Here is a 26189-nt window from a genome sequence, read left to right as displayed (position 1 = left end):
ACGTATTTGCTGTAGAACTGCGTAGTAGAGATTCTAGTTTTTATTTGTTGTAGTTATAATTGGTAAGATAGCATTTAATGTTTCACTGGCATTTTTTTCAATGCTCAAAGATTGAGCAATTTGTTTATGCTTTAGTTTTTCAGCTTCTAATAAATGATTATTATTAAGTAAGGTATCAATTTTTTCAGCAATGATGTTGTGATTGTTTTTATTAATAGTATAGTCATTAGGCAATACTTCACTGGCGCCATTAGAATCTGAAGTAAAGGTGACATTATTTGTAGCAAGCGCTTCTAGTACAACATTTGAAAAGGGTTCATAACGTGTTGGAAAGAGAAAAATATCACTGAGTGCATAAAAGTGCTCAACATCTTTTCTTAAACCTGTAAATGTAACTTGTTTATTTAAACCTAGTGAGTCAGCTTGTTTTTTGTATGTATTGATTTGTTTATCTTTACCAATAACAAAGGCATGAAAACTGTCGCTTTTAAGTTGAGCTAGAATGGCTAAAAAAATATCAACCCCTTTTCTATAAAAGTCACTGCCTACAAATAAAATAATCTTTTTGTTTTCAATGATTGGAAATTCATTTTTAAGTGTTTTTTGAGCAAGTTCATGATCTGGTTTTTTTATAGCAATACCATTATAAATGACTTTTATTTTATTTGCTGGAATTTGGTAAGTTTCAATAATTTGATTTTTAATAAAATTTGAATTGGCAATGATCAGCTTGGCATTATTAAAACAACGTTTTTCAAGATAGCAATAAACCGTATTAGTTGGGTTAAATTTTGAGTTTTTCAATTTCATATAAACTTTATGAACGCCATCACCTGCGCGGTAGACATCAGGGTGAGTAATACGCTCGAGTGAAAAATAGAATTTGTTTTTCTTTCGTTTCATGACATTAAAATTAAATAATAATGCTTTAAGCCAGGTAGGCAGCCATTTTGGTAAATTACCATAAATTAATTCGCATTGTATGTCTTTAAGTTTTAAAGCTTCAACCAGTCGGGATAAATAATTTTCAGCACCACCAAATTGTGTTTTTGTTCTTCTGATAAAATAGATTTTTTGCATCGATTTATCCTTAATACTTTGAATTCGAAGTGTAATGAAATTAAATAAGCTTTGCAATAAGTGATGCTAGAAAGTAAAAATGTAATGCCCTTTGGTATAAACAATGAACCAATACTTGGCAAATTAGTTAAAATCGTCTAAAATCGCATCAATTGACTTTTTTATATACTCATGAAAAATTTTTAACTTAGGAGATTTAAATGGCTCGTGTCACAGTAGAAGATTGTTTGGAATATGTTGATAATCGTTTTCAGTTGGTTTTATTAGCTGCAAAGCGTGCGCGACATTTAATGGTATCTGGTGAGGATCCACTAGTTGAATGGGATAATGATAAGCCGACAGTTGTTGCTTTGCGTGAAGTAGCCGATGGCCAAGTTACAAAAGCTTATTTACGTGATAATCCGCACGATTAATAATATATAAAAGAATAATTTGATTGTGAATTTTAAAATATTTAACTAAATTTTTGTTTTTATAACGACAAGTGTTTTACTTATTACGATAAATAATTCGTCCCTTACTTAGATCATAAGGGGTCATTTCAACAGTTACTTTATCTCCAGTTAGAATGCGAATATAATTTTTACGCATTTTACCTGAGATATGTGCTGTTACAATATGTCCATTTTCTAACTCAACACGGAACATGGTATTTGGTAAAGTTTCAATTACTGTACCTTCTAGTTCAATTTGGTCTTCTTTTGCCATGTTAATCTTTACCTTTATGTTTAAAAAAATTAAATAAACAGGGTTAATTGCAATTTTTGGTGGCAATCATGCCCGAAAGTACAACAAAATGCAATCATTTAATTCATCTGATCTAAAAATCGTTCGGCATCTAGCGCTGCCATACAACCGCTACCAGCAGATGTAACTGCTTGGCGGTAAATGTGATCCATAACATCACCTGCTGCAAAGACACCTTCTATAGAAGTTTGAGTCGCATTACCATTTAAACCTGACTGAACATGAATGTAACCATTATTCATGGTTAATTGATCAATAAATAAATCAGTATTTGGTTTATGGCCGATGGCAATAAAGACACCATCTACTTTAATTTCTTTGGTGTCATTGGTTTTAACATTTTTAACTCGCATGCTGGTAACACCTAAATTATCTCCTAGTACTTCATCGAGAACATAAAACCATTCAGGTGTAATGTTGCCATGTTCAGTTTTTTTCATAAATTGATCGATTAGAATTTTTTCTGAGCGTAATTGATCTCTGCGATGAACTAAAACAACTTCGCTAGCAATATTAGATAAATAAAGTGCTTCTTCAACTGCCGTATTACCACCGCCAATCACAGCTACTTTTTTATTTTTGTAAAAAAAGCCATCGCAGGTAGCGCATGCCGAAACACCTTTACCCATAAACTTTTCTTCAGAATCAAGACCTAAATATTTAGCAGAAGCGCCTGTTGCAATAATTAATGCATCACAGCTATAGGTTGTTTCAGCGCCATGGAGTATAAAGGGGCGTTGATTTAATTCTGCCTTATCAATGTGATCATAAATCACTTCAGTTTCAAAGCGCTCAGCATGCTGTTGCATGCGATTCATTAAATCTGGACCTTGTAGTCCTTCAACATCACCTGGCCAATTATCGACATCGGTTGTCGTTGTTAATTGACCGCCTGGTTGCATGCCGGTAATAATTACAGGGTTTAAATTAGCTCTTGCGCTGTAAACAGCAGCAGTGTAGCCTGCAGGTCCTGAGCCAAGTATAATTAATTTATGATGTTGATGTGCTTTATCAGTCATTGTTTATATATCCTAAATTTTTATCTTAAAAAATATTATTAATTTTAACTTGGAAAGATTAGAGCTGTACAGTGTTTTGCGATAAAATAACTTAGATATTGTTATGATAATTAAAAGATATAAGGGTAAATGATGAAGCATAGTGATGAATTTATAGCCTTAGTTAATGATGTATTAAGTCGAATAGATACTTGTGAATTAGAGGATGTTAAAGACTTAATTGATCAAGGCCAAAATAATGTTGTATTAATTGATGTGCGTGATTTAGAAGAGTACAGCCAAGGGTTTATTCAAGGTGCTATGCATTTATCACGAGGTATGTTAGAAGTTAAAATTATTCAAACAATCCCTAATAAAGATGCCGATATTATTTTATATTGTGGTGGTGGTAATCGCTCTGCTTTAGCAGCTGAAAATCTAAATAAAATGGGCTATCAGCATGTACGCTCAATGAATCAGGGATATAAAGGTTGGGTTAAAGCAGGTTTTGATGTAGTTAAGGAAAATAAATGATTAGAATTGGTCATGGCTATGATGTACATAAATTTAGTCAAGTACCAAAACCACTGATTTTAGGCGGTATTGAAATTGATCAAGTATCAGGTGTAGAAGCACATTCAGATGGTGATGTGATTATTCATGCACTATGTGATGCACTTTTAGGCGCTTTAGCTTTACGTGATATTGGCTATCACTTTCCTGATACAGATGTTAAAAATAAAAATAAATCAAGTAGCTATTTTCTTACAGAGATTATGCAATTACTTATAAAAGATAACTATAAAATTAATAATATTGATATTACAGTGGTTGCTCAAAAGCCAAAACTATCTAGCCATATTGAAGCAATTTGTCTTTATTTGGCAGAGTTAATGCATATCAAACGCAATCAAATTAATGTTAAAGCAACTACCACTGAGCGTTTAGGGTTTGTGGGTCGCAAAGAAGGTATTGCAGTCTATGCGGTGTGCTTGATTCAAAACCAGTAAGCTTTAGGGAGCCTATTTATTTAAAGAATAAATTTGACCAATAGTTTACCAAATACCTTAAATCAGCGTATAATTTAATTATTGATAGTAAATACGATAAATAATGTATGTATTGAAAGTTGATTTAAACATAGACATACAATCAAAACAGATAAAGGAAAGGCGATGTTAATAGCAGTAATGATAATTATTGGCCTTGTAGCAGGTCTTATCATTGGCACTGTGATAGGTTTTTTTATTGCACGAAGTACAGGGAAAATGGCAAGGCTTCAAGCTGATGCATCGAATGCTCGAAAAGAGCTACGAGAATATCATGGCAAACTAAAAGGGCATATGCATAAAACAGATGACTTGATTCATAATATCAGTGATGCAATGCTAGAGTTGCAAGAGCATCATTATGCAGTAACGAAAGAACTAGAGTATCGCGGTAGGGGCTATCAGCTAACTGAAGGCGAAAAGGGACGCATTACGCATGAGAAACCGTCCAAAGCTCAAGAAGAATCCGTAAAAGAAAAGTCAACACAACCACCAAAAGACTATGTAGAAAGTAAAGAGCATGCCTGAAATCACCCCGCTTGGTGAATTTAAATCTTTAGTTGATGACTTTTTAGTAACTGAGTTACTTAATGTCGAGTTTACCGGCTCTGGCGAACATCACTGGGTTTATATTCAAAAAAATAATTTACATACAGAAGAAGTAGCCAAGGTATTAGCCAAATTTGTTAATATTCCAGCAAAAGATGTTGGTTTTTCAGGTATGAAAGATAAATATGCAATTACAGAGCAATGGTTTTCTTTATACTTGCCAGGCCAGCGGCAACCTTGTTGGCAACAATTTAATCACCAAGGTATAAGCATACTGAAAACAGCACAGCACCAAAAAAAATTGCGTCGCAAGCTGCATGATGGTAATTGGTTTAATATAACCATTCGAAATGCAACGCTTGATTATGTAAAGTTAACACAAGCCATTCATACAGTAAAAACAGATGGTGTGCCTAACTATTATGCTCAACAACGTTTTGGATATGACAACTCAAATATTAAACTATTAGAACGTTGGTTTAAAGGAGAGGTAAATCCACCACTAAAAAGAAAGAAATGGCTATTATCTGTTTATCGCAGTTATTTATTTAATCATTATTTGGACTATCGGCGAAAATATTGTCCATTAAATGAAGTATTGCTAGGTGATATCATGCAGTTTGATCAGTCAAATAGCGTCTATCAGATAGCAAATAATGAAGACTTAATCAAAGCACAAATGAGGATTAAAAGTCATCAAGCTTATCCGGTGGGGCCATTATGGGGTCAAAAGGGTAAACTGTTTTTCACAGATGATGCAAAAGAAGTATTAGAAAAAGCTTTTGCATTAATTAGCTCTGAATGGTTAGAGCCACCAAAACTAAAACCATTTAAATTAGAACTTGATTTTCGAAGTCTAATTTTAATGCCTAAAAAATTAACAGCACATTATGACCTTAATAGTCAAACTCTAAAACTTACTTTTATGCTACCAGCAGGTGGTTATGCAACGACCGTATTAGATTATCTAGGTAGTTTGGTTAAAGAGTAGCATATGATTTATGATGACATTGTTATTGGTGGGGGTATTAGTGGTTTAGGCTATGCCTATTTTAAAGCTCAAGAGAAATATCAGGTACTTGTTTTAGAAAAAGACAATAAGCCAGGAGGCTTATGCCATAGCGTCTATTTAGATCAAAAAAAAGACTTTTGGCTTGAGATGGGCGCACATACATTATATAACTCTTATGCGCATGTTATAGACTTAATCGAATCACTTAATCTAAAAGAGCAGTTACTTAAACGTACAAAATTACCATTTCGGATTTATGATAAAGGACAGATTCACACTCTTTTTCGCTATATAAACCCAATTAGTTTTATCTATGGCGTTATAAAATTGCCGTTTCAGGATAAAACTGATCAAAGTGTTGAATCCTATTATGGCAAACTATTTGGCGAAGGCAATTATAAACGTGTACTAAAAGATTGTTTTAACGCCGTTTTATCTCAAGATGCTGCTAAATTTCCAGCAGAATTTTTATTTAATAAAAAAAAGCGTAATGATGCATACCCACGCTCATTTACGCTCTTTCAAGGGATTTCAAGTTTGTTTGATACCTTAGTTGAAAAAAAAGACTTTGCTATTAAATTAAATCATACGGTTAAAATGATTGAAAAATCAGCTGATCATTGGCAAGTGATAACCAATCAAGGGGTATTTAAAAGTAAGCATATAACCATTGCAACAGATGTACTAACTGCAAGTAAGCTGTTATCAGTAGTTATGCCAGATATAAGTAGTTTATTAGGTGAAGTTAAGCTATCAACAATTGATAGTGTTGGGGTTATTTTTCAGCGTAAAGATTTAGTGCATTTTAAAGTACTAGCGGGTTTAATTGCTAAAGATAATGCATCATTTTATTCTATGATTTCACGTGATGTAGTTGAACATGCAGATTATCGTGGCTTTGTATTTCATTTCAAAGCAAATGCATTTAATAATAAAGATGCTTATTTGGATTTTATCTGTCAGCTATTAAAGGTGAATAAACAAGCTTTAATCAATTCCTTTTTTAAGGAAAACAAGGTGCCAATCTTAACAGTTACTCATAAAAAGCGATTGGATAAATTACAACAACTACTTCATGGCAAAGAGCTTTCATTAACTGGAAATTATTTTCGACGCTTAGCAATAGAGGACTGTTTAGCGCATAGTGCACAGCTTAAGTTAAATTAGATTATTTTTTTATTTGATAAAAATTGTTAAAAAGATTTTAATAAGCTTTATTTACCTGGCTAAATCTGCTAAAATCGTTGCGTTCAAAAAGTTGAGCATTTTAAACTGAGTAGTTAAACACAAATGTAAGGTAACTAATAGATGAAAACGTTTAGTGCAAAACCTGATCAAGTAAATCGCAACTGGTTTGTTGTTGATGCTTCAGGTAAAACATTAGGTCGTATGGCCACTGAAATTGCAAAACATTTACGTGGTAAACATAAACCTGAGTACACACCACATGTAGATATTGGTGATTATGTGGTTGTGATTAATGCTGAAAAAGTTCATGTAACTGGTAATAAGCGTAAAGATAAAGTATACCATCGCCATACAGGTTATATTGGTGGTTTAAAATCAATTACATTTGATAAATTAATTGAAACGCATCCAGATCGTGTTGTTAGGTCAGCTGTTAAAGGTATGCTTCCTAAAAACTCATTAGGTCGTCAAATGATTAAAAAGTTGAAAGTCTATGCTGGTTCTGAGCATCCGCATACGGCACAGCAGCCAACAGAATTAACGATTAATTAAGAGGTGATGATTTATTATGTCTAATACAGTTTATAATTATGGGACTGGTCGCCGTAAAAGTTCAGTTGCTCGTGTTTTCTTGAAAAAAGGTTCGGGTAATATCGTGGTTAATAACTTACCACTAGATCAATACCTAGCTCGTCAAACAGCCTCTATGGTGGTTCTTCAACCTTTAGAGTTAGTTGAGATGACAGATCAAGTTGATATTAAAGTAAATGTTCACGGTGGTGGAATCAGTGGTCAAGCTGGCGCAATTCGTTTGGGTATTGCTCGAGCATTACTTGATTATGATGAGGCATTACGTCCTACATTGCGTAAAGCTGGCTTTTTAACTCGTGATGCACGTTGTGTTGAGCGTAAAAAAGTTGGATTGCGTAAAGCACGTAGACGTCCACAATTCTCTAAACGTTAATTTTTTTGGAAATTGCGGAATATATTTTATTATATAATCATTAAAGCTCCTTAAGCATATTAGCTTAGGAGCTTTTTTCATATTTTTTTGATATGATAATCTTGTTTAAGGTGCAAAGGGAGAGCTTTAAGTTTATGACAACCCAAAATAAACGTTCAACGATGACGTTATATGCAAGTAAAAACTGTCCATTTAGTCACCGAGTGATGATGGTTTTAGCAGAAAAAGGGGTCGTCGCTGATGTTAAGTTGATTGACTTAGATAAAAAGCCTGATGAATTATTGGAATTAAACCCATATGCTCAGGTACCAACATTAGTGGATCGTGATGTCATTGTTTATGAGTCTGAAATTATTTTTGAATACCTTGAAGAGCGTTTTCCACATCCGCCATTGTTAAGCGTATTTCCAATAGAACGTGCTCAGGCTAGGCTATTGAATAAACGTATTGATCGAGACTGGATTCCTTATTTATCACAGGCGCTACATGCTAATGATGATAAAACGATATACCAGTCAAAACTTGCTTTGATGAAAGCCGTTTTAGAAATGCTGCCTGTTTTTAAGCGTTATCAATATTTTATGAGTGATGAATTCAGTATTGTTGATTGTACATTAGCATCAATTTTGTATCGATTGCCTGAGTTAGGTATTCAGTTACCTGAAAAAGCACAATCAATTAAAAACTATGCCAAGCGTATATTTGATCGCGAATCATTTATTACATCAATTGAAATGATGAAAGGAGGTTAGCTTTAATCATGGCAATGTTACGTTCCTATCTAATTGATGCAACTTATGATTGGCTTTTAGATCATGGGTTTACACCTTATTTGTTAGTCGATACAGAATTTGATGGTGTAGAAGTACCTTGGGATTATGTTGAAGATGATGGTAAGATTTTATTGAACTTAGCACCTGAGGCAATTGTTGATTATAATTGTGATGATGAGTATGTTTCATTTCATTCTTCTTTTGATGGTGAATCAATGCAAGTGTTTGTACCGCTAGAGGCAATATCAGCATTATACGCAAAGGAAACAGGTCAAGGCCTCTATGGTCGTGATTATGGCTATGGTATGGTCGTTAATGAGGGTGATAATGAAGAAGACTTAAATCCAGATCCTGTTAACCAGGATGGGGATGATGATCCTAATTCTCCGAATAGTGGTTTAAGGTTAGTCTAGTAATTAATAATAAATAAATGATTGGTTAAGTAGATGTAATGAAAACGTTTTACTTTTCAAGCTATGCAATGACACCGGCATTAGATCAATTTAATGAATCATTCGAGTCTCAATATTTTAAAAGGCTTAGTCAGTATCAAAAAATTACTGGTATTGAGCATCCATTTTTATTTGATAAATCAGTTTATTCAAATAAATTTCTCAAGATGAATATTCCTGATCATTGGCAGATTATTATAACAGCACTGCCAGTTACAATGCAGTCATTAAAAGAAGATCAATCATTTGGGCTTGCTTCAAGTGTTGAGTCTTCTCGTCAAAAAGCAATTGATGTAATGCATCAAATCAATCATAAAGTTACTGAATTAAATAATTTATTTCAACGCCAGGTAGTAAAAGCTATTCATTTTCAAACAGCACCAACAAACCATAATCATATGAAAGGCTCAAAACGAGCTTTAATTGACTCTTTAGAGGAAATTAGAAAATGGGATTGGCAATTAGCCCAATTAAATATTGAGCACTGTGATGCAAAAATGAATGATAGAGTGCCAGAGAAAGGCTTTTTGTCATTAGAAGATGAGATTGATGCAATTACAGAAGTTGGTGGTTTTGGTTTAATGTTGAATTGGGGGCGCTCTGTTATTGAAGGCCATAGTATAGAGCAAGCAATAAAACATATTAAATTCGCATCTCAATCTAATTGTTTAAGTGGTTATTTTTTCTCTGGCTGCACTAGTAATTTATCAAGTGCTTATGGCGCATTTAAGGATAGTCATATGCCGCCAAAGCTAAATAATGAAGATGACACTAAAGATAGCTTATTAAATGAGATTGAAATCTCTAAAGTCTATCAACAATTAATACCTAACACTTATTTAGGAATTAAAGTATCTCCAAGTGTTAAACAATTTGATTTAAATTCTCTTTTATCTATGACTGAAAAAAGTATCGCTATATTAAGTTAAGTTTATTTCTACTAAAACAAGTAACCTTGTATTTTTACCGTAATTTCACGGTATTCGATGTTATTTAGAATAAATAAAATAATCAAACAGCAATATTTATTAACTATAACAAATCAAAATTATAAATCTATTGTGGGGTTAGTATGATTAAGTTTGATGATCGGTTTATGCCTTGGATATTATCCTATAGGCTTAAAGGTGTTTTAAGTTATTTAGAATGTGATTTCATAACATTTGACTATATTTCAAAAGAAAAGGTCTCTTTAATTCCCATTCCAATTCAACATTTCGATTCTTATGGAGAAATGTATTGTGATGAAAAGCTTTATATACATCCGAATTTTTTTCTTGATAGTTATCATATGTTACCACATACTTTAAGTGAATATGATCGTCTGTTATTATGTCAAAAATCGGATAGATTAACTTGTGCTATATCTGAGATGTACAAAGGTGGTGGTAATGCAATATCGGTGATTCATCCTTTAAGTGAACATGCTTATGTTAAGTTATTTATAGGCTATGATAATAGCTATATGATTAATAAGGTTTTACATAATAAACAAAAATCACTATTATGCTTGAAAGAAATATATAATGAGATTAGAAAATTTCCAGATTTATTAGAACAATTTGCTTATAATCCAAACCAGTATCAGATGGCACAGCTAGATGCAAATGCCTTAAAAATAATTGAGTTAAATCATCCTAACTTAACATTAAAACAATATCATTTTGCAAAGTATTTAGCGCAAGCTGATGAATTTTCATCTCTCTCAATTGCAAGTGCATTAGGGATATCATCAAGAACTGTTAATGATTATTTTTTGTTTTTAAAAGATAAGTTAAATACAAAAGATCGAATTTCTACAATTTTAAAATGCCGAGAGTACTTTGAAAATTTTTGGCTATAGTAGACAATTAAAATCCAAATATTTGTCCTCTTTCGACAAAGCCTTTAAAACCATTTTTAACTGCATCTGGCAACTTGCCATTATTATAATGATAAAGCCACATTTTGGATTTGATACTGTGATCTAAAGTGGTTAATTCATCAAAATGAGCATGAACACCGGACTTAATTGTACTAGTTTCGCAATCTTGGAAGATAATATCAGCGTCGTTATATAGGTCAATTAATTGAGCTGGTGCAAATTGAGTGTCAGTAGTTATAAATATTTTTTTATTATTAATAGTGAAAATTAAACCAAAGCTTGGCATTAGATTATATCCTGAGACAACATGTACAGTTTGTACAGTTTGAAAAACAATTTTGTTCCAGGTAAAAGTACCATTACTTTCAATAGGGAATACATTAAAGAACGTTTCTAATGTGCAGTGTTCATTTTGCAGTGTGCTGAGTCCTGCTTTTAGAGAGTGCTGCCACATTTCTTTGATAATAGTTTCATTGGCAAATAGATTAACTTTATCGCATTTTGGATCAAATTTATTATTTAATGCAAGCCATTCTAAACCTCCTGAGTGATCAGCGTGTAAATGACTAATATAGACATGAGTAATATCGTTATAACAATAGCCAGCTTTATATAATGAGTGTCTGGCGTCACTGCCGCAATCTATTAATAATTTAGCTTTAGTTCTTTCATCTATTAGTAGCATATTCGAGTTATAATTATCTTCGCCAGTAATAAATGCTGATCCTGATCCAATAAATATAAGCTTCATATCAATTCTCTTGTCTGCTTAATAGTAGTCATTTTTTTGTTTATCATAAGCTTAGATAAATTAATATTTTATATAACTAAATTACTTTGATTATAGTTAATGAAAATCAATATTGTGAAATTTATTCTAAAATTAAAGAAAACGTTGAATAGAAATGTATGTGCTATTAAAAAAATGAAACGAAGATGCAAAATATAGAAGTTATTAATCTGACATTTACTATTTTTCTTACTTTAGCTTATATTTTTGCTATGGTTTCTTTTTTATTTAAAAATGCTTTAACTTTAAGAGTTATCTTTGTTGTTAGTAGTGTATGTTCTATTATTGCAGGTTTATCATTAGACTTATATCTTGTTGCCGCAGGTAATTTTTTAATATTAATTATTAATATAACTTTAATTAGTGTTATGTATCTTGAAAATCGACCAGTTAAGTTAAATAAAGAATTACTAGCATTACATCAACATGTATTTCATCTATTTTCTCCTAATCAGTTATATAAGCTATCACAATACTGGCATTATAAAACATTTAAAAATGGTGATATTTTAATCTCAGATGATGACAGAAGTAATGAAATATACTTAGTTATCAATGGCACATGTGATGTCGTCAAAGATAAGCGAATTGTGGCAAGTATTGGCAAATATCAGTTTGTTGGTGAAATGCAATGGCTTACAGGTTCACAAGCAATTGCAACTGTAAAGGCAATAGAGGAAGTAAAATGTATTTGCTTAAAAATATCAGATATAGAGCATCTAAAAGATAAAAATACAGATCTTTATACATTACTTTATACAATTGTATCTGAAAAGTTAGTAATAAAAGTTAAAAATATGAACTTAAATGTAATTAATAACTAAGGTATGAAGGGTTGAAAGATAACGAAAAGCAATATATGCAGCAAGTAATCAAAGAAACTGATTTATTAAAAATTACTTTGAATCACATAATTTTAATGAAGATAAAATCGATGTTGGGCTTGAGCTAGAATATCGTCTATTAGATCAAGAAATGAACCCATATTTTGCAAATTTAGAAATTATACAAGCAATTGATAAAAAGCTAGATAAGTGCTTATTAGTACCAGAGGAAGTATCTTCTGTTGTTGAAGCAAATAGTGATTATTTTTTATTAGATGAGTATCTTTTTACTTATTGGCAAACCTATAGTGAAGCGGTACAAAAGTATAATTGTATCTTATGTGGTATTGGTTCTTTGCCAACATTTATACATAAACATTTAGCGGATAAAAATCTTACAAAGGCCTATCGCTATAGAAACCTTGTAAACAATATTAATTTGAATCGCTACAATGTTAATAGACTGATGAGCATACAGGGTAAAGAAAGTGTGCTATTTCAATCAAATGGGCTTGATTTTATGGGTGCAGCTAGCGCACAGCATATACACTTAAGAGTTCCTTTTAAAAATTATGTAGATTACTATAATGCATCTTTAATTGCATCAGCTATTTTAATTGCGATATCATCTAACTCCTTATATTTCTTATCACATGAATTATGGCATGAAAGTCGAATTGCTATTTTTGAGCATCTTAACTTTTTAATTAGGCGTGGTCATTGTCCAAGGGTATTTTTAGGTGATGGCTATTTAGAAGGCTCATTTCTTGAGTTATATCGAGAAAATATTCAGCATTTACCACTTTTATGTGATCTTAATTTAGAATCAGAAGATCCATTTTGGCATTTGAAGTATCATAATGGTACAGTTTGGCGTTGGAATAGGCCAGTAATTGATACAAATAATGACAACAAGCTTCATTTAGGAATAGAAAATAGAGTATTATCAGCAGCCCCTTCTGTGATTGATACGGTCGCTAATACCGCATTTTACATTGGTTTAGTCCATGAGATAGTCTCAAGTTATTCAAACTATCGGCTATTGTTACCATTTGAAAAAATATTATGTAATTTTTATCTAATAGCACAGAAAGGTATCCATGCCAATCTCTATTGGTTTGATGATGTTTATAACAAGGCAAATGAAATAATTTTACCAATGGCAAGGGCGGGACTAGCAAAGCTAAAAGTGGATTCATTTGATAATCAATATTTTATAGATATAATTCAATTACGCTTAGAAAATAAATGTAACCTCAGTGATTGGCAAAAACAAAAATTAATGCAGTTAGATGGGAATTTTAATGAGCTTGTGTTGGCCTATCATCAAAATCAGCTTAAAAATATACCATTATGTGATTGGAAGCTAAGCTAAAAACTAATATATAGTTACATAAATTGTAATTAAGATTGCATTTCACCAATGACTTATGTAGAATAATCAGACATTATTCTAATAATAAATTATTTCTTATTGACTTAAATTTGGAGCGAATAGTCTATGATTGCATACGATGAAAGTAATATACCTTGGAATTTATCTAGGAAAATTAAGGGTATAATTGATTATTTTCAATGCGATATGATGCATTTTTGTTTGACATCTGATCAGAAAATTGCGATTATCCCAATACCGATTCGCCATATTAATCTCTATTATGATTTATTCTCTGATGAAAATTATTATAAACACCCATCTTTGTATCCTGAAAGCTATGATTTGATTCCAGGTGTTATGAGTGAAGTAGATAAATTTTTGCTTCGAAAACCAGAAGATAGAGTCTGGGGGCAGGGACTTATCGATCATAAAGTCTATGGTCAAGGCGGTAATGGCATTACTATATCAAAATGCATTAGTCGTAATACTTATATTTGCTTAGCACTAACATATGATAAAGGCTATATGATACAACAGACATTAAAAGATAGAAAAAAATCGCTTGAAAACTTAGATAATATTGCTTCTATTATTGCTCAGATGTCTGCACTTTGGGAGAAATTTTCGTTTTTACGTGCTGATTTTGATTATCAAATGGCAAAACTAGATGAAAAGGCATTGAAAGTAATTCAGATGCAACAGCCAGAATTATCACTAAAACAATATCACTTTGCTAAATATTTAGCCCAAGCCGATGATTTATCATCAAAATCGATTGCAAAAGGGTTAGGCTTATCGGTTAGAACAGTAGATGATTATTTTACTTATTTAAAGGATAAACTTGGTACGAAAGATCGGGTATCAACTATATTAAAATGTTATGACTATTTTATGCAATGCTGGGCTTAATTTAAAACTTAGTTGCCACTTATTGATATTGCTTTAGAATATATATTAAGCTAATTTAATCAAGGAATGATAATGATTAATCTAAAACTTATCTTATCTATTGGTGTATTATCTATGATAGGGGTAAGCTATGCTAATGATGTAGTCAATACAAAATCAACACAGCATATCCTAAATGAAAATATACAACAGTATTATAATCAGTATAAAGATGCTGAATACTTCAGTGGTGTTGGACTAGCTGTAGGTATTAAGAATAAACCCATTGAAAGTGTTTATATTGGTAATGAATCTCATCAACCAAATAGTCAAAAAGTTGATGAAAATTCTTTATTTCAAATTGGTAGTATTACCAAATCTTATCTAGCAGCTATTGTATTAAAATCAAAAGATGATGGTATTACTTTAACTAGTACAGTTGGTGAATTTTTCCCAGAGTATCAAAAATGGGGTTCAATTAGTGTAGAAAAACTTTTAAATATGTCTAGTGGCTTACCTAATTATTCAGATTCACCGACATTTAATTATACAGATACCAAAGATCTTGCCTATCACTGGAAAGCAAAAGAGTTGATTAATATAGTTTATCCTAAAGCACAGTTTAACCCACCACTAAAAGGCGGTTACTATTATTCAAATACGGGTTATTTACTTACTGGATTAGCAGTAGAAGATAAGACAGGTCAATCTCTGCAAGCACTAATATTAAAAGATATTATAAAACCACTAAATCTTAAGTATACCTACTATCCATTGCCTGATTTAAAAATTGCCAAAGAGCAAGCACTTGTACATGGTTACGGTTATAACCAATATGATAACCCTGAACTAGTTGGTGTGGATATCTATAATAATAATTTATCATGGGCTGGCGCTGCAGGTGCAGTTGTTTCTAATGCAGTGGATATTGTTCATTGGGTAAGAGCATTATTTATTGATCGGTCATTTTTAAATACGCAACAACGTACAGCACTAACATCACTTGTCTCTACAAAAACAGGTAAAAAAATAAAAGAAGTAACAAAAGGTGATCCTGGTGGATTTGGATTAGGCGTTATTCAGTCTTATCGTGAAGGTTTAGGGCGTATCTGGTTCTATGAAGGTGAAACATTAGGTTTTAGGTCAATGTATATTTATATTCCGTGTAATCAAGTTATTATTGCTGCAACAATTAATAGTGCAACAAATGGCGAAAATGATCATTTGCATAATTTAGTTGTGAATGTTTATCAAGGATTGCTTAAACAAGATCCATCACTTAATTGCCAATCATAAATTAGTCTATTTTAATCTCATTAAACGACGTTTTTTGTGATCTAATGGAGATAATAAAAGATAAGCAACTGGCACAATAAATAATGAAAATAATGTACCGAATAATAAGCCACCAACGATAATCGCACCAATTTGTGAATTGCTAATTGAGCCTGGGCCTGAAGCAAGTGCTAAAGGAATTGAGCCTAAAACCATAGCAAAGGTTGTCATAAGAATGGGTCTTAGTCGAATCACAGCACCTTTAATAACCGCCTCTTTTAAGCTAAGGCCTTTATTTAAACACTCATTTGAAAACTGTGTAATTAAGATACCATGTTTACTAATTAAACCAACAAGTGTTATTAAGCCAATATTGGTATATAGATTTAAGCTGCCACCAATTAATAAGATGGTAATTAATGCACCAACAATTGATAAAGGTACGGTTAGAAGAATAATAAATGGGTCAACAAAACTTTCAAATTGTGCTGCTAAAACCAGGTAAATAAATACAATAGCTAACGCAAATAACCCAACCATTGTGCCAGCTGAGTCTAAATAAGCTTGTAGCCTACCACCATAGGTAGAACGTTCATTGGGTTTTAAGTCTTGGGCTAATACTTTAGCAATTTCACTTTGAGCTTCAGATAAGCTGTAACCTGGTGCAAGATTTGCAGATATTTTAGCAGCATTCATGCGGTTATAGCGTAGTAAACTGCTTTGACGGATGCTTGTGTCAAAATTAACGAGATTAGCAAGCGGTATCATTTGATTAGTTTTACTTGGGACATAGATTTTATTTAGACTGCCAAATGTTCTTAAATCTTTTAAATTCATTTGTACAATAACAGGGTAGGTTGTTGTCGGTGTTAAAACGTTGGTAATGTGCTTACCGCTCATCAGTAAACTAAATGTATCGGCAATATCTTGAGGGTTAACTCCAACCATAGCTGCTTGATTGCGCTTAAATGAAATCTGATAAACATAATTATTAAATTTAAGGCTATTATCAACATTTATAAGCGCTGGTAATTGTTTAAATGCGTGGGTAATTTTATCTGAAGATTTAAGTAAAGAATTATAATTACCTAAACTCATAATATAGACAATAATATCTGAGCTATCGGTATCAGAGCCAAAGCTTACAGGGTCTGGAATTGAAAAATTTGTTTTAATACCAGGGATACTATCTACCAATGGTGTTAGTTCTTTGATTACATCAAAAGTTGATTGATCTCTAATGCCCCAAGGTTTCATCGTAACAAAGTTATCAGCGCTACCAGAGAATATAAATGCTGCATTACTTAATATATCCTTATTTTTTTGATAAACATGTTTTTCTAATTGCTCCATATAATAATTGGTATAAGGGACAGTAGCACCTGGGGGTGATGTAATTGAAGCAGTAAAGTAACCAATATCTTCTTTAGGAATAAAAGACTGTGGTGTGATGTTATAGAGTGCATAACCGATAAAAGCAAGTCCAACTAATATGCCAACAATCCAGTAACGTATTTTTAATGCTTGGCTGAGTAAGCGTTGATAGCTTTGGTTTACACGTTCAAATATTCGTTCAAGTAAGCGTTCAATTTTTGACTCTTTCTGCTTTGAGCGTAGGATTAAAGAACACATCATAGGTGAGGCAGTTAATGCAACAAAGCCTGAAATGACAACAGCACCAGCTAGTGTAAAAGCAAACTCTCTAAAAACAGCAGCAGTAAAGCCACTAGAAAAACCAATTGGTGCATAAACAGCAGCTAATGTTAATGTCATTGCAATAATTGAAAAGCCAATTTCTTTACTACCTTCAATGGCAGCAATTTTAGGTGGTTTGCCCATCTCAATATGACGGTGAATATTCTCAAGCATAACAATAGCATCATCAACCACAAGGCCGATAGCTAAAATAATTGCTAAAAGGGTAATCACATTAATCGAAAAACCAAATAATAACATAATACCAAATGCACCAATAACACAGATAGGTATGGTGACAATGGGAATAAAAGATGCGCGTATTGAGCCCAAAAATACAAAAACAACCAGCATCACAAGTAGAATGGCTTCGATTAATGTTTTATAACTGTCATCAATAGAATGTAGTAGAAAAGTTGACTGATCATAGGTAATAAACATCGTCATATCTTTAGGCAATTTAGACTGTACTTTTTTCATTACATTTTTAGATAAATCAGCAACGTTAATTGGGTTGGCTTGATCTGTAGGTCTTAATTCAAGGTCAATTGCATTTTTACCATTAATACGCATGGGTGAGTCAATTAAGCTACGACTACCAAGTTGCACATCTGCAATATCACCTAGGCGAACGATTTGATTGTTAGTTGTTTTTATAATCATTCTTTTGAATTGTTCAGGTGTTTTTAAATCAGTATCTGAAACAATTGAGAAATTTCGGCTTTTGCCTTGGATACTACCACCTGAGAAGGAAATATTATTGCTATTAAGCACATTTTGTACATCAGAGACAGTAATGCCTAAAGCTGCCATTTTTTCTGGATTAAGCCAGATACGCATTGCATAACTACTTGCGCCATAAGTCCATGCTGCACCCATACCTGGAATTTCAAGAAACTGTGGCACAATATATTGTGAAACATAATCATTGATTTGTGCTGGTGTTAATTGGTTGTCGATAAATCCAATATTTAATACAGGGCGTTCAACACCATCGGTGCTAATTGTAGGCGTATCTGCATCCGGTGGTAGTTGTTGTGCAGTGATGCTTGCAATAGCATCTCTAACATCACCAACAGCCTTTGTCATATTGGTGTTTGGATAAAAGGTGAGATTAATTGTTGTGCTTCCATAGGCACTTGTTGATGTCATTGATTTTAAACCATCAACAGAATAGATCGCATTTTCAACAGGGATGGTAATGCTAGTTTGCATTAGTGAGGGACTTGCACCAGAGTAACTAATTGATACAGAAGCTGTGTTTTCTTCTATTTTTGGAAAATAACGGGTTTCAAGATAGCTAAAACCAACTAAGCCTAACACAATAATTAATAAGCTTAATACAGCAGCAAATACAGGACGTTCAATACAAATTTCAGAAAGCTTCATAAGCGTTAATTCTTTTGATTTGGTTGTTGGGTACTTGGCGTATTATTCGTTGGTTGCTCTTCATTAGCATCATGTTTTTGATTGGGTATTATTGTAGCATCAGTAGCATTATGCTCAATATGAGGCAGTAGTGAATGTTTGCTTGTAGGTGGTGGTGATATTTTAGAGACGGTAATATGATCGCCATCTATTAACTTAAATGCACCGATGCTAACAACATTTGTACCACTTTGAATACCACTTAAAATCTGTGACCAGCCATTTCTCACTATGCCTTGTTTAATATAGACTTTTTTAACCGTATTATTTTTATTAACAACAAATACAAATTGGCCATTTTGATCAGCTTGAACGGCTGTATCTGGTACGGTTAATATTTTTCTATCTGAATTGATTAATTGAGAGACATCGACAAACATGCCAGGGGTTAATAGATAATTTTTATTCGCAATATTTGCCTCTAGTGCGATAGTGCCAGTTGCACTATTAATGGTAGGCGATAGGTAGCTTACAACACCATGAAATCTTTTTTTAGGATAGATTGAAGAGCTAACTAATACTTGATCACCAAGTGCAATTTTAGGTTTTAGATCTGCCGGAATTGAAAAGTCAACTTTAACAGGTGCTTGTTGTGTTAATTGTACAAGCGTTGTACCCGATGTGATATAGGCACCAACATCATATTGGAAGCTACTTAAAACACCGGAAAATGGTGCAACTAGAATATCATCTTGTAGTTCATTTTTTTGTTTATCAAGTTCTGTTTGTGCTTCAACTAGGATGGCTTTTTTTTGATCAAGTGTTTCTTTTGATACGGCACCTGACTTTGCTAAAATTTGCATTCGTTGATAGGTTTGTTGAGCAATATTTAATTTTGCTTGTAATGATTGTAAATCTGCTTCATCTTGAGTGGTATCTAACTTAGCAATGACTTCACCTTTTAATACGCGATCACCATTATTAAAATACTTTTCAGTAAGCTTGCCATCATTACCAAAGCTTAAATTTACTTGTTGGATTGCTTGAATATGACCAACGGCATTAATCTCTTCTGGTACGGTGATCATAGTTGCCTTAGCGATATTAACACTAATTGGTTTTTGGATATTGGCATAGCTTGTATTACTAAATAATAACCAGCTAATGGATAGATAGAAAAGAATATACAATCGTTTAATACTTATTTGCCTCATATAATATGATTCCGAATGGTTTTAATAATATGTGTTATTCGTATAGCAATAATTATATCAGTAAATATTGCTTGATGCGTAGGGATAAGACTGTAATTAATCAATCATTAAAATCAATAATGGGTATATAAGTATAGGAAGATATAAAAATAGTAGGACTAAGTGATGTAAGATTTATTTAGAAATAAATCGTTGCATCACCTGTAATGGTATTACCTTTGCCATTATTATAAGTTTGTAACCAAGCGTATTCAAGCGTTAGATAAACATTGGTTAATACTTCTGATTGGACATAGGCAATGACTTCTTGTTTAGGCCCGGTGATTTCAATTTCGTTAATGGCATCGCCATTGACAATGCCTGTAAAGTTTTGCGTATGATAAGCTCCATTATAACTTAAGGCAAACGTTGTTGGTATGCCGTAAAGATCAGGCGAGTAAACACCTTGAACATACCAAGTGCCAGCTCTTTCATGATCAGAGTAGTCACGCTTAAATAAGGTACTTGCAATACCAGCATATAAACCATAGTCATCATAAGTTAATGAGCCTTCAAAGTTTAGAACTGGATTTCTGTCAGTGCTTTGTCCGCCATCAAGACTCTTAATACCATCAGCGCCAGCACCCGAACCAATAATATTGTTCATATAGCCACCATTAACACTATAAGCAAGCTTTTTGGTGATATTGGCTGTATAGAAAGCACTATAAACAAAGTTATATTCGTTCATTGTTGATGTAGCATCATCGCTATTATGGCTAGAATTATTTCTCCAGCCAGCTAAATAGGTTGTTAAACCGTCATGATTATAACCTACAGTCACATTAGTTAATTTGGTTGGTCTAAATAGCATGGTGCCAATACTACTTGCCCAGACACCGCCGCCGCCAAAAGAACCTAACGGTGGGCGGTTTTTACCGACAGAGGCAAAAAATGGGAATTGGCTTAAATTACCAAAATTAATAAAGGCATTATCAATGCCAACACCATTTTCAGTACCAGCTAAGGTAATATAGCCTTGTACCCATTCATTAACATTCGCTAATAAATCGAGATTAGCTGTCGTAATTGAGGCACTAGCACCATTACCATAAGTAACTGTTTTTCCACTTGCATTCTGGGCACTTGTTTGATCTCCCCACCAGCCTTGAACATCAGCTTCAATCGAGCCACCTAGAACTAGTGAAGGTTGATGGAAGCGCTCTTGTAATTTTAAGGTGCCTAGTGGCATTTGAGAAGAGGACAATTGTTCAAGTAGTGTATCGTCATACTCTGCATCACTTTCAATATAGACATGCTCACCTCTAAATAAAGGCTGAGGTCGAGTAGAGTCTTCTTCATTTGTCGATTTGTCTGTTGAAGTATGTGTAACAGTATGAACATGGGGTTTACCGTGATTTGACTGAGTTGATAAGCCTTGCTCTGTTATGACTACTTCACTAGCTTGGTGCTGTTGATTTGCTTCTAGCTTGTCAACTTTTTTAGTTAGAGCTGTAATTTGTGCTTTTAATGCTTGAAGATCAGCTGCAGATACTTCAACCATTTGTGTGCTTTGATTCTCTTGAGTCTGAGCAAATGATGTTTGCCCGATAATTGCAGTTGTGATTGCTGTAGAGACAGAGACGACACTCCGTTTAAACATAAAGATTTCTCCCTTGGACCGTTTTAAATCAATACTGTACTTTTCTTAACCTTTCAGATGAGTTTCATCATGTTTAATGAAAGGCAGATTTACGATACTATCATGAGAAAGTATGATTGAAAACACCATAAAGTAATATATTTTTAAATTTTTTTAGTTGGTTTTATTTTTTTCTTTTTTGCGGCAAAAAATTGAAGATATAACAAAGAAAAAGGCCCCAATACAAATAGCAGAGTCGGCAATATTGAATGTTGGCCAGTGATAACTTTTATAATGCAGATCGATAAAATCAATCACATAGCCATAATTAATTCGATCAAAAACGTTACCAATTGCACCCGATAAAATCAAACAGAGTGAGATCGCTTGTAGGTTACGATTTCTAGGGACTTGTGTTAACCAATATAAAATAACGATAGCGACAATGATTGCAATACTTGAAAAAAACCACAGCTGCCAACCATCCTCATAAGCTAAAAAACTAAATGCAGCGCCACGATTAAAAGCTAATGTAATATTTAGAAATGGCAAGACTTTTACAGGTTCATTGTAGGTGAGATGCTGTAAAGCATAGAGCTTGGTTGTAAAGTCCATTACAAGCATTAAAGCTGAAACCCATAACCAACGTAATTGCCCTTTATTTTGATTAGGCATAATGACGAACTTCTCCAGTTTCAGATACAATATTCGTTACACAGCGGCTACAGATATCTGGAAATTCTGGGTTACTACCAACATCTTCTCTTCTGTGCCAGCAGCGCTGGCATTTAGGGTAGTTTATAGCAGTAACTTCAATTTTTAAACCATCAATTTCAGATACATCAAGTGTCTGAGGTGATTCTGAAAGCGGCTTAACAATGGCGCTTGATGTAATTAATGCAAATCGAAGTTCATCTTTTAAGGTTAATAATTTCTCATATAGTGTGCCATTGGCATAAAGGGTAACTTGTGCTTCAAGTGATGAACCGATTAATTGTTGATTGCGCTTCTTTTCAATTAATACATTTACCTTATCACGAAGTGGCATAATCTCTTGCCAGAAATTTAAATCAATTGCGGTGTTATCATCAAAGTCAGATAAATTTTCATACCATTGACTTAAAAAGACTGACTCTAGTTTTTCTCCTGGTATGGCTTGCCAAATTTCATCAGCAGTAAAACTTAAGATTGGACTAATCCAACGCACCAGTGCTTGAATGATATGATACATTGCAGTTTGTGCAGAGCGTCGAGCTAAGCTATTTTCTTTGGTAGTATATTGTCGATCTTTAATAATATCTAAATAAAAACTACCCATCTCAATAGAACAGAAATGATGAATTAATTGAGTAATATGATGGAATTGGTAGTTTTCATAAGCTTGAATAATTTCTTTTTGTAATTGTGAGGTTCTTGCTACAGCCCATTTATCTAGTTCAACCATATCATTAAAATCAACTTGATCTTCTTGAGGATTAAACCCATGAAGGTTGGCTAATAAAAAGCGCGCTGTATTGCGAATACGACGATAAGTATCTGAAGTGCGCTTTAATATCTCTTTTGAAATGGTCATCTCAGTTTGATAATCAACAGATGCCGTCCAAAGCCTTAAAATATCAGCACCTAATTCTTGGACAATTTCTTGAGGTGCTATGACATTACCAAGTGATTTAGACATCTTTCTACCATCTTTATCTACGGTAAAGCCATGCGTAATAACTTGCTTGTAAGGTGCTATACCCTCTCTTGCTATTGAGGTTAACATGGATGTTTGAAACCAGCCTCGATGTTGGTCAGAACCTTCTAAATATAAATCAGCTGGAAAGCTTAATTCTGGTCTTTTTTCAACAACACAGTAATTTGAGCTACCTGAATCAAACCAAACATCAAGTGTATCGCTTGAGCGTACATAAGTATCCGTATCACTGCCAATAAACTCAGCATCATCACTGTTAAACCAAGCCTCAATACCACCTTGCTCAATTTTCTTAATTACTTGATCAAAGATGTCATTGGTATTTGGGTGTAGTTCCCCCGTATCTTTATGGACGAATAAAGCAATTGGCGTATTCCACGTACGTTGTCTAGAAATACACCAGTCTGGACGAGATTCAATCATACTTCTAAAACGTTTTTCACCGGATGTAGGCAGCCACTTAATATCTTTAACCGCTTCTAATGTTTGAGTACGTAGATCTTTTTTATCCATACTGATAAACCATTGCGGTGTTGCTCTAAAGATGACAGGTGACTTATGTCGCCAACAATGCGGGTAACTATGAACAGTGGCATCAGCATGTAGTAAGTTGCCTTTTTCGGCTAAGACATCGATAATATGATTATTGGCTTTAAAGATAAATTGACCTTCAAATAATTCAGTACCTTGAATATAGCAGCCATTAGCGCCAACTGGATTTTCAAGTTTTAAGTTATTTTTTTCTCCAATTACAAAGTCTTCAGCACCGTGGGCTGATGCATTGTGTACAAGGCCTGTTCCGGAATCGGTTGTCACATGTTCTGCTTCAAGTAGTGGTACGGTTTTATCATAGAAAGGATGTTTAACGGATAAGCCTTCAAATATACTTCCTTTAAATTGAGCTTTAATATGATATTGGTCAATACCACAACGATCTAAAACTTCTGTATATAAAGGCTTAGCAACAATAATTGCTTCATTGGTATTAGCTAGTTCAATTAAAACATAATCAATATCGCGACCAAAGGTAATTGCCTGGTTTGCAGGTAATGTCCAAGGTGTTGTCGTCCAAATAATGACAGATGTATGCTCAGGCAAGGATTCTAGTGCTAATGCATCTGACCATTGTTGAGCATTGGTAACATTAAATTTAACATCGATAGAAGGAGATTCTTTATCTTTATACTCAATTTCAGCTTCAGATAATGAACTTCTACAATCAAAGCACCAGTGAACAGGCTTAAATCCTTTGGTTAAATGACCATTTTTAACAATTTTAGCTAAGTTTTTAACAATATCCGCTTCATAGGTATAATCCATAGTTAAATAAGGGTTTTCCCAATCACCTAAGATTCCAAGGCGAATAAAATCTTTTTTCTGACGCTCTACTTGGGCTTTAGCATATTTTCGGCACTCTGCTCTAAATTTATTAGCATCAACTTTAACACCAGGTTTACCAATCTTTTTCTCAATTTGAACTTCAATCGGTAGGCCATGGCAATCCCAGCCAGGTATATAAGGCGTATCAAAACCATCTAAACGTTTGGCTTTTAAAATAAAGTCTTTGAGAATTTTATTGACTGCATGTCCAACGTGAATATCGCCATTAGCATAGGGTGGGCCATCGTGTAAGATGAATTGTTTGCGACCCTTTGTATGGTTAGCAATTTTTTGATAAAGATTATCATTTTGCCACTGTTTCAAACGCTTTGGTTCACTTTGAGCAAGATTGCCACGCATCGCAAATGATGTGTTAGGCAAATTAAGCGTATCTTTATAGTCGGTCATTTAGTTGCCTCTTTAACTCTCTGATGTTCTTCTATTAATTGGTATTGATGATCATTTAACCATGACTGTGCTTGTTGAGTATCAAGTGCTATTTGTGTTTTTAAATCATCTAAACTGGCAAATTTTACTTCATTTCTAAGCCAATGTAAAAACTCTATTTGTGCAACTTTATGATAAACTGATCGATTAAAATTAAATATATGTACTTCAAGTAAACGTTTAAGCCCTTTTACCGTGGGTCGAATGCCTACATTGGCAACACCAAAGTATGACTTATCATCTATACTCACTTTTACAACATAAACGCCAGCAACTGCCATTGCTTGTTTTAGTGGAATATTGATTGTTGCAAATCCAAGTTTCCTGCCGTTTTTGTCACCATGTATAATTTTTCCCGTAATTCGATAACTGTAGCCTAAATAATGCTTTGCGTCAGTGAAATTGCCGTCTTTAATGAGTTGACGAATAATGGAGCTACTAATTCGCTTATCTTGATAAAGAAAACTTTCAAGCTTATCAACCGTATAGTTATAAGCATCTGCTATAGATTCAAGTAATTGAATATCCCCTTGTTGATTTTTACCAAAACGAAAGTCATCACCAATTAAAATGTGTTTGACATTAACACCTTGAACTAAAATAGTTTCAATAAATGCTTTAGCAGTTAAGTTTTTTAATTGTTCATTGAATCTAAGGACCAAGATGGTGTCAATGCCTGAGCGCTTAATCAACTGGATTCGATCTCGTAGTGCTGTTAAACGTTTTGGTGCTTTATCTTTTAAAAAAAATTCTTTTGGCTGTGGTTCAAAACAGATGACAATAGGTGTTAAGTTATTACTTTGAGCTATCTTATTTAAGTTTTGAAGTACAAATTGGTGGCCTTTATGAATACCATCAAAGGAACCGATGGTAACAGCAGTTGGCTTAGTGAATGTTCTAAGGCTAGCTTTTCTTAAAATTTGCATAGATTGTTGCT

26 protein-coding genes are annotated in these 26189 nt (G+C 33.3%); 16 read left to right on the top strand and 10 right to left on the bottom strand.

Features of this window, described 5'->3' with window-relative positions:
• Positions 1-33: 33 nt before the first annotated feature.
• Entirely contained in the window at positions 34-1080 is a 1047-nt protein-coding gene (locus KFE69_12485) for a glycosyltransferase family 4 protein (GenBank protein UTW42288.1), read from the bottom strand.
• Positions 1081-1280: 200 nt separating this feature from the next.
• On the opposite strand from KFE69_12485, the gene rpoZ reads away from it, so the two are divergent.
• On the top strand, positions 1281-1493 hold the full coding sequence (gene rpoZ, locus KFE69_12480; GenBank protein UTW42287.1) for a DNA-directed RNA polymerase subunit omega: 213 nt from the start codon (positions 1281-1283) through the stop codon (positions 1491-1493).
• A gap of 76 nt (positions 1494-1569) precedes the next feature.
• Here the strand turns inward: rpoZ and infA are convergent, their stop codons facing one another.
• Complete coding sequence (gene infA, locus KFE69_12475; GenBank protein UTW42286.1) at positions 1570-1788, bottom strand: translation initiation factor IF-1; 219 nt, start codon at positions 1786-1788, stop codon at positions 1570-1572.
• Positions 1789-1886: 98 nt separating this feature from the next.
• Complete coding sequence (gene trxB, locus KFE69_12470) at positions 1887-2846, bottom strand: thioredoxin-disulfide reductase (protein UTW42285.1); 960 nt, start codon at positions 2844-2846, stop codon at positions 1887-1889.
• A 129-nt stretch (positions 2847-2975) separates the two neighbouring features.
• On the opposite strand from trxB, the gene KFE69_12465 reads away from it, so the two are divergent.
• The 11 genes from KFE69_12465 (at position 2976) to KFE69_12415 (ending at position 10655) form a co-directional block, all read left to right on the top strand.
• A complete protein-coding gene (locus KFE69_12465; protein UTW42284.1) occupies positions 2976-3359 on the top strand; it encodes a sulfurtransferase in 384 nt (127 codons plus the stop codon).
• Positions 3356-3835: a 2-C-methyl-D-erythritol 2,4-cyclodiphosphate synthase gene (gene ispF / locus KFE69_12460; protein ID UTW42283.1), complete on the top strand. Its 480-nt coding sequence runs from the start codon at positions 3356-3358 to the stop codon at positions 3833-3835. Before KFE69_12465 ends, ispF begins: the two co-directional genes overlap by 4 nt.
• 165 nt (positions 3836-4000) lie before the next feature.
• Positions 4001-4402 (top strand): DUF1043 family protein, encoded by a 402-nt coding sequence (locus tag KFE69_12455; protein ID UTW42282.1) that lies wholly within the window; start codon positions 4001-4003, stop codon positions 4400-4402.
• Positions 4395-5414, top strand: coding sequence for a tRNA pseudouridine(13) synthase TruD (locus KFE69_12450; protein ID UTW42281.1), 1020 nt, complete (start codon positions 4395-4397; stop codon positions 5412-5414). Before KFE69_12455 ends, KFE69_12450 begins: the two co-directional genes overlap by 8 nt.
• Positions 5415-5417: 3 nt before the next feature.
• Positions 5418-6602 carry an FAD-dependent oxidoreductase gene (locus tag KFE69_12445; protein ID UTW42280.1) on the top strand — a complete coding sequence of 395 codons (1185 nt, stop codon included), beginning with the start codon at positions 5418-5420 and terminating at the stop codon, positions 6600-6602.
• Between the two features lie 141 nt (positions 6603-6743).
• Positions 6744-7175 (top strand): 50S ribosomal protein L13, encoded by a 432-nt coding sequence (rplM, locus tag KFE69_12440; protein UTW42279.1) that lies wholly within the window; start codon positions 6744-6746, stop codon positions 7173-7175.
• Positions 7176-7191: 16 nt separating this feature from the next.
• Positions 7192-7587, top strand: a complete 396-nt coding sequence (rpsI, locus tag KFE69_12435) for a 30S ribosomal protein S9 (protein ID UTW42278.1) — start codon at positions 7192-7194, stop codon at positions 7585-7587.
• 161 nt (positions 7588-7748) lie between these two features.
• Complete coding sequence (locus KFE69_12430) at positions 7749-8339, top strand: glutathione S-transferase N-terminal domain-containing protein (GenBank protein UTW44077.1); 591 nt, start codon at positions 7749-7751, stop codon at positions 8337-8339.
• Between the two features lie 8 nt (positions 8340-8347).
• On the top strand, positions 8348-8773 hold the full coding sequence (locus KFE69_12425; protein ID UTW42277.1) for a ClpXP protease specificity-enhancing factor: 426 nt from the start codon (positions 8348-8350) through the stop codon (positions 8771-8773).
• A gap of 38 nt (positions 8774-8811) precedes the next feature.
• A complete protein-coding gene (locus KFE69_12420) occupies positions 8812-9741 on the top strand; it encodes a DUF4862 family protein (protein UTW42276.1) in 930 nt (309 codons plus the stop codon).
• A 143-nt stretch (positions 9742-9884) separates the two neighbouring features.
• Entirely contained in the window at positions 9885-10655 is a 771-nt protein-coding gene (locus KFE69_12415; GenBank protein UTW42275.1) for a hypothetical protein, read from the top strand.
• Positions 10656-10662: 7 nt separating this feature from the next.
• Here KFE69_12415 and KFE69_12410 read toward each other — a convergent pair whose 3' ends face one another.
• Positions 10663-11427 carry a ribonuclease Z gene (locus tag KFE69_12410; protein ID UTW42274.1) on the bottom strand — a complete coding sequence of 255 codons (765 nt, stop codon included), beginning with the start codon at positions 11425-11427 and terminating at the stop codon, positions 10663-10665.
• Positions 11428-11612: 185 nt separating this feature from the next.
• Between KFE69_12410 and KFE69_12405 the strand changes: the two genes are divergently transcribed.
• The 4 genes from KFE69_12405 to KFE69_12390 all read left to right on the top strand — a co-directional run bounded on the left by KFE69_12405 (position 11613) and on the right by KFE69_12390 (position 15852).
• Entirely contained in the window at positions 11613-12290 is a 678-nt protein-coding gene (locus KFE69_12405; GenBank protein ID UTW42273.1) for a cyclic nucleotide-binding domain-containing protein, read from the top strand.
• A 151-nt stretch (positions 12291-12441) separates the two neighbouring features.
• Positions 12442-13665, top strand: coding sequence for a hypothetical protein (locus tag KFE69_12400; protein UTW42272.1), 1224 nt, complete (start codon positions 12442-12444; stop codon positions 13663-13665).
• A 126-nt stretch (positions 13666-13791) separates the two neighbouring features.
• The gene (locus tag KFE69_12395; protein ID UTW42271.1) at positions 13792-14577 is read left to right on the top strand and encodes a hypothetical protein; all 786 of its coding nucleotides are present in this window, start codon (positions 13792-13794) and stop codon (positions 14575-14577) included.
• 72 nt (positions 14578-14649) lie between these two features.
• Positions 14650-15852 carry a beta-lactamase family protein gene (locus tag KFE69_12390; protein ID UTW42270.1) on the top strand — a complete coding sequence of 401 codons (1203 nt, stop codon included), beginning with the start codon at positions 14650-14652 and terminating at the stop codon, positions 15850-15852.
• 6 nt (positions 15853-15858) lie between these two features.
• Here the strand turns inward: KFE69_12390 and KFE69_12385 are convergent, their stop codons facing one another.
• The 6 genes from KFE69_12385 to ribF form a co-directional block, all read right to left on the bottom strand.
• A complete protein-coding gene (locus KFE69_12385) occupies positions 15859-18915 on the bottom strand; it encodes an efflux RND transporter permease subunit (GenBank protein ID UTW42269.1) in 3057 nt (1018 codons plus the stop codon).
• 5 nt (positions 18916-18920) lie between these two features.
• Complete coding sequence (locus tag KFE69_12380) at positions 18921-20108, bottom strand: efflux RND transporter periplasmic adaptor subunit (protein ID UTW42268.1); 1188 nt, start codon at positions 20106-20108, stop codon at positions 18921-18923.
• A 178-nt stretch (positions 20109-20286) separates the two neighbouring features.
• Positions 20287-21750, bottom strand: coding sequence for an LbtU family siderophore porin (locus KFE69_12375; protein ID UTW42267.1), 1464 nt, complete (start codon positions 21748-21750; stop codon positions 20287-20289).
• A gap of 153 nt (positions 21751-21903) precedes the next feature.
• Complete coding sequence (locus KFE69_12370) at positions 21904-22404, bottom strand: lipoprotein signal peptidase (GenBank protein UTW42266.1); 501 nt, start codon at positions 22402-22404, stop codon at positions 21904-21906.
• Positions 22397-25213: an isoleucine--tRNA ligase gene (gene ileS / locus KFE69_12365; GenBank protein ID UTW42265.1), complete on the bottom strand. Its 2817-nt coding sequence runs from the start codon at positions 25211-25213 to the stop codon at positions 22397-22399. The genes KFE69_12370 and ileS overlap by 8 nt, the downstream gene beginning before the upstream one ends.
• Positions 25210-26178, bottom strand: a complete 969-nt coding sequence (gene ribF, locus KFE69_12360; GenBank protein ID UTW42264.1) for a bifunctional riboflavin kinase/FAD synthetase — start codon at positions 26176-26178, stop codon at positions 25210-25212. The genes ileS and ribF overlap by 4 nt, the downstream gene beginning before the upstream one ends.
• Positions 26179-26189 lie beyond the last annotated feature (11 nt).

The organism is bacterium SCSIO 12844 (genome assembly GCA_024397935.1).
Taxonomy (GTDB): domain Bacteria; phylum Pseudomonadota; class Gammaproteobacteria; order Francisellales; family Francisellaceae; genus M0027.
Note: the sequence above shows the minus strand (reverse complement) of the source record. Positions and strands in the feature narration are given on the sequence as shown.

Excerpts from the sequence above, each read along its gene's own strand:
- KFE69_12485 (UTW42288.1), bottom strand. The coding sequence starts at position 1,080 with ATGCAAAAAATCTATTTTATCAGAAGAACAAAAACACAATTTGGTGGT.
- rpoZ (UTW42287.1), top strand. The coding sequence starts at position 1,281 with ATGGCTCGTGTCACAGTAGAAGATTGTTTGGAATATGTTGATAATCGT.
- infA (UTW42286.1), bottom strand. The coding sequence starts at position 1,788 with ATGGCAAAAGAAGACCAAATTGAACTAGAAGGTACAGTAATTGAAACT.
- trxB (UTW42285.1), bottom strand. The coding sequence starts at position 2,846 with ATGACTGATAAAGCACATCAACATCATAAATTAATTATACTTGGCTCA.
- KFE69_12465 (UTW42284.1), top strand. The coding sequence starts at position 2,976 with ATGATGAAGCATAGTGATGAATTTATAGCCTTAGTTAATGATGTATTA.
- ispF (UTW42283.1), top strand. The coding sequence starts at position 3,356 with ATGATTAGAATTGGTCATGGCTATGATGTACATAAATTTAGTCAAGTA.
- KFE69_12455 (UTW42282.1), top strand. The coding sequence starts at position 4,001 with ATGTTAATAGCAGTAATGATAATTATTGGCCTTGTAGCAGGTCTTATC.
- KFE69_12450 (UTW42281.1), top strand. The coding sequence starts at position 4,395 with ATGCCTGAAATCACCCCGCTTGGTGAATTTAAATCTTTAGTTGATGAC.
- KFE69_12445 (UTW42280.1), top strand. The coding sequence starts at position 5,418 with ATGATTTATGATGACATTGTTATTGGTGGGGGTATTAGTGGTTTAGGC.
- rplM (UTW42279.1), top strand. The coding sequence starts at position 6,744 with ATGAAAACGTTTAGTGCAAAACCTGATCAAGTAAATCGCAACTGGTTT.
- rpsI (UTW42278.1), top strand. The coding sequence starts at position 7,192 with ATGTCTAATACAGTTTATAATTATGGGACTGGTCGCCGTAAAAGTTCA.
- KFE69_12430 (UTW44077.1), top strand. The coding sequence starts at position 7,749 with ATGACGTTATATGCAAGTAAAAACTGTCCATTTAGTCACCGAGTGATG.
- KFE69_12425 (UTW42277.1), top strand. The coding sequence starts at position 8,348 with ATGGCAATGTTACGTTCCTATCTAATTGATGCAACTTATGATTGGCTT.
- KFE69_12420 (UTW42276.1), top strand. The coding sequence starts at position 8,812 with ATGAAAACGTTTTACTTTTCAAGCTATGCAATGACACCGGCATTAGAT.
- KFE69_12415 (UTW42275.1), top strand. The coding sequence starts at position 9,885 with ATGATTAAGTTTGATGATCGGTTTATGCCTTGGATATTATCCTATAGG.
- KFE69_12410 (UTW42274.1), bottom strand. The coding sequence starts at position 11,427 with ATGAAGCTTATATTTATTGGATCAGGATCAGCATTTATTACTGGCGAA.
- KFE69_12405 (UTW42273.1), top strand. The coding sequence starts at position 11,613 with ATGCAAAATATAGAAGTTATTAATCTGACATTTACTATTTTTCTTACT.
- KFE69_12400 (UTW42272.1), top strand. The coding sequence starts at position 12,442 with ATGAACCCATATTTTGCAAATTTAGAAATTATACAAGCAATTGATAAA.
- KFE69_12395 (UTW42271.1), top strand. The coding sequence starts at position 13,792 with ATGATTGCATACGATGAAAGTAATATACCTTGGAATTTATCTAGGAAA.
- KFE69_12390 (UTW42270.1), top strand. The coding sequence starts at position 14,650 with ATGATTAATCTAAAACTTATCTTATCTATTGGTGTATTATCTATGATA.
- KFE69_12385 (UTW42269.1), bottom strand. The coding sequence starts at position 18,915 with ATGAAGCTTTCTGAAATTTGTATTGAACGTCCTGTATTTGCTGCTGTA.
- KFE69_12380 (UTW42268.1), bottom strand. The coding sequence starts at position 20,108 with ATGAGGCAAATAAGTATTAAACGATTGTATATTCTTTTCTATCTATCC.
- KFE69_12375 (UTW42267.1), bottom strand. The coding sequence starts at position 21,750 with ATGTTTAAACGGAGTGTCGTCTCTGTCTCTACAGCAATCACAACTGCA.
- KFE69_12370 (UTW42266.1), bottom strand. The coding sequence starts at position 22,404 with ATGCCTAATCAAAATAAAGGGCAATTACGTTGGTTATGGGTTTCAGCT.
- ileS (UTW42265.1), bottom strand. The coding sequence starts at position 25,213 with ATGACCGACTATAAAGATACGCTTAATTTGCCTAACACATCATTTGCG.
- ribF (UTW42264.1), bottom strand. The coding sequence starts at position 26,178 with ATGCAAATTTTAAGAAAAGCTAGCCTTAGAACATTCACTAAGCCAACT.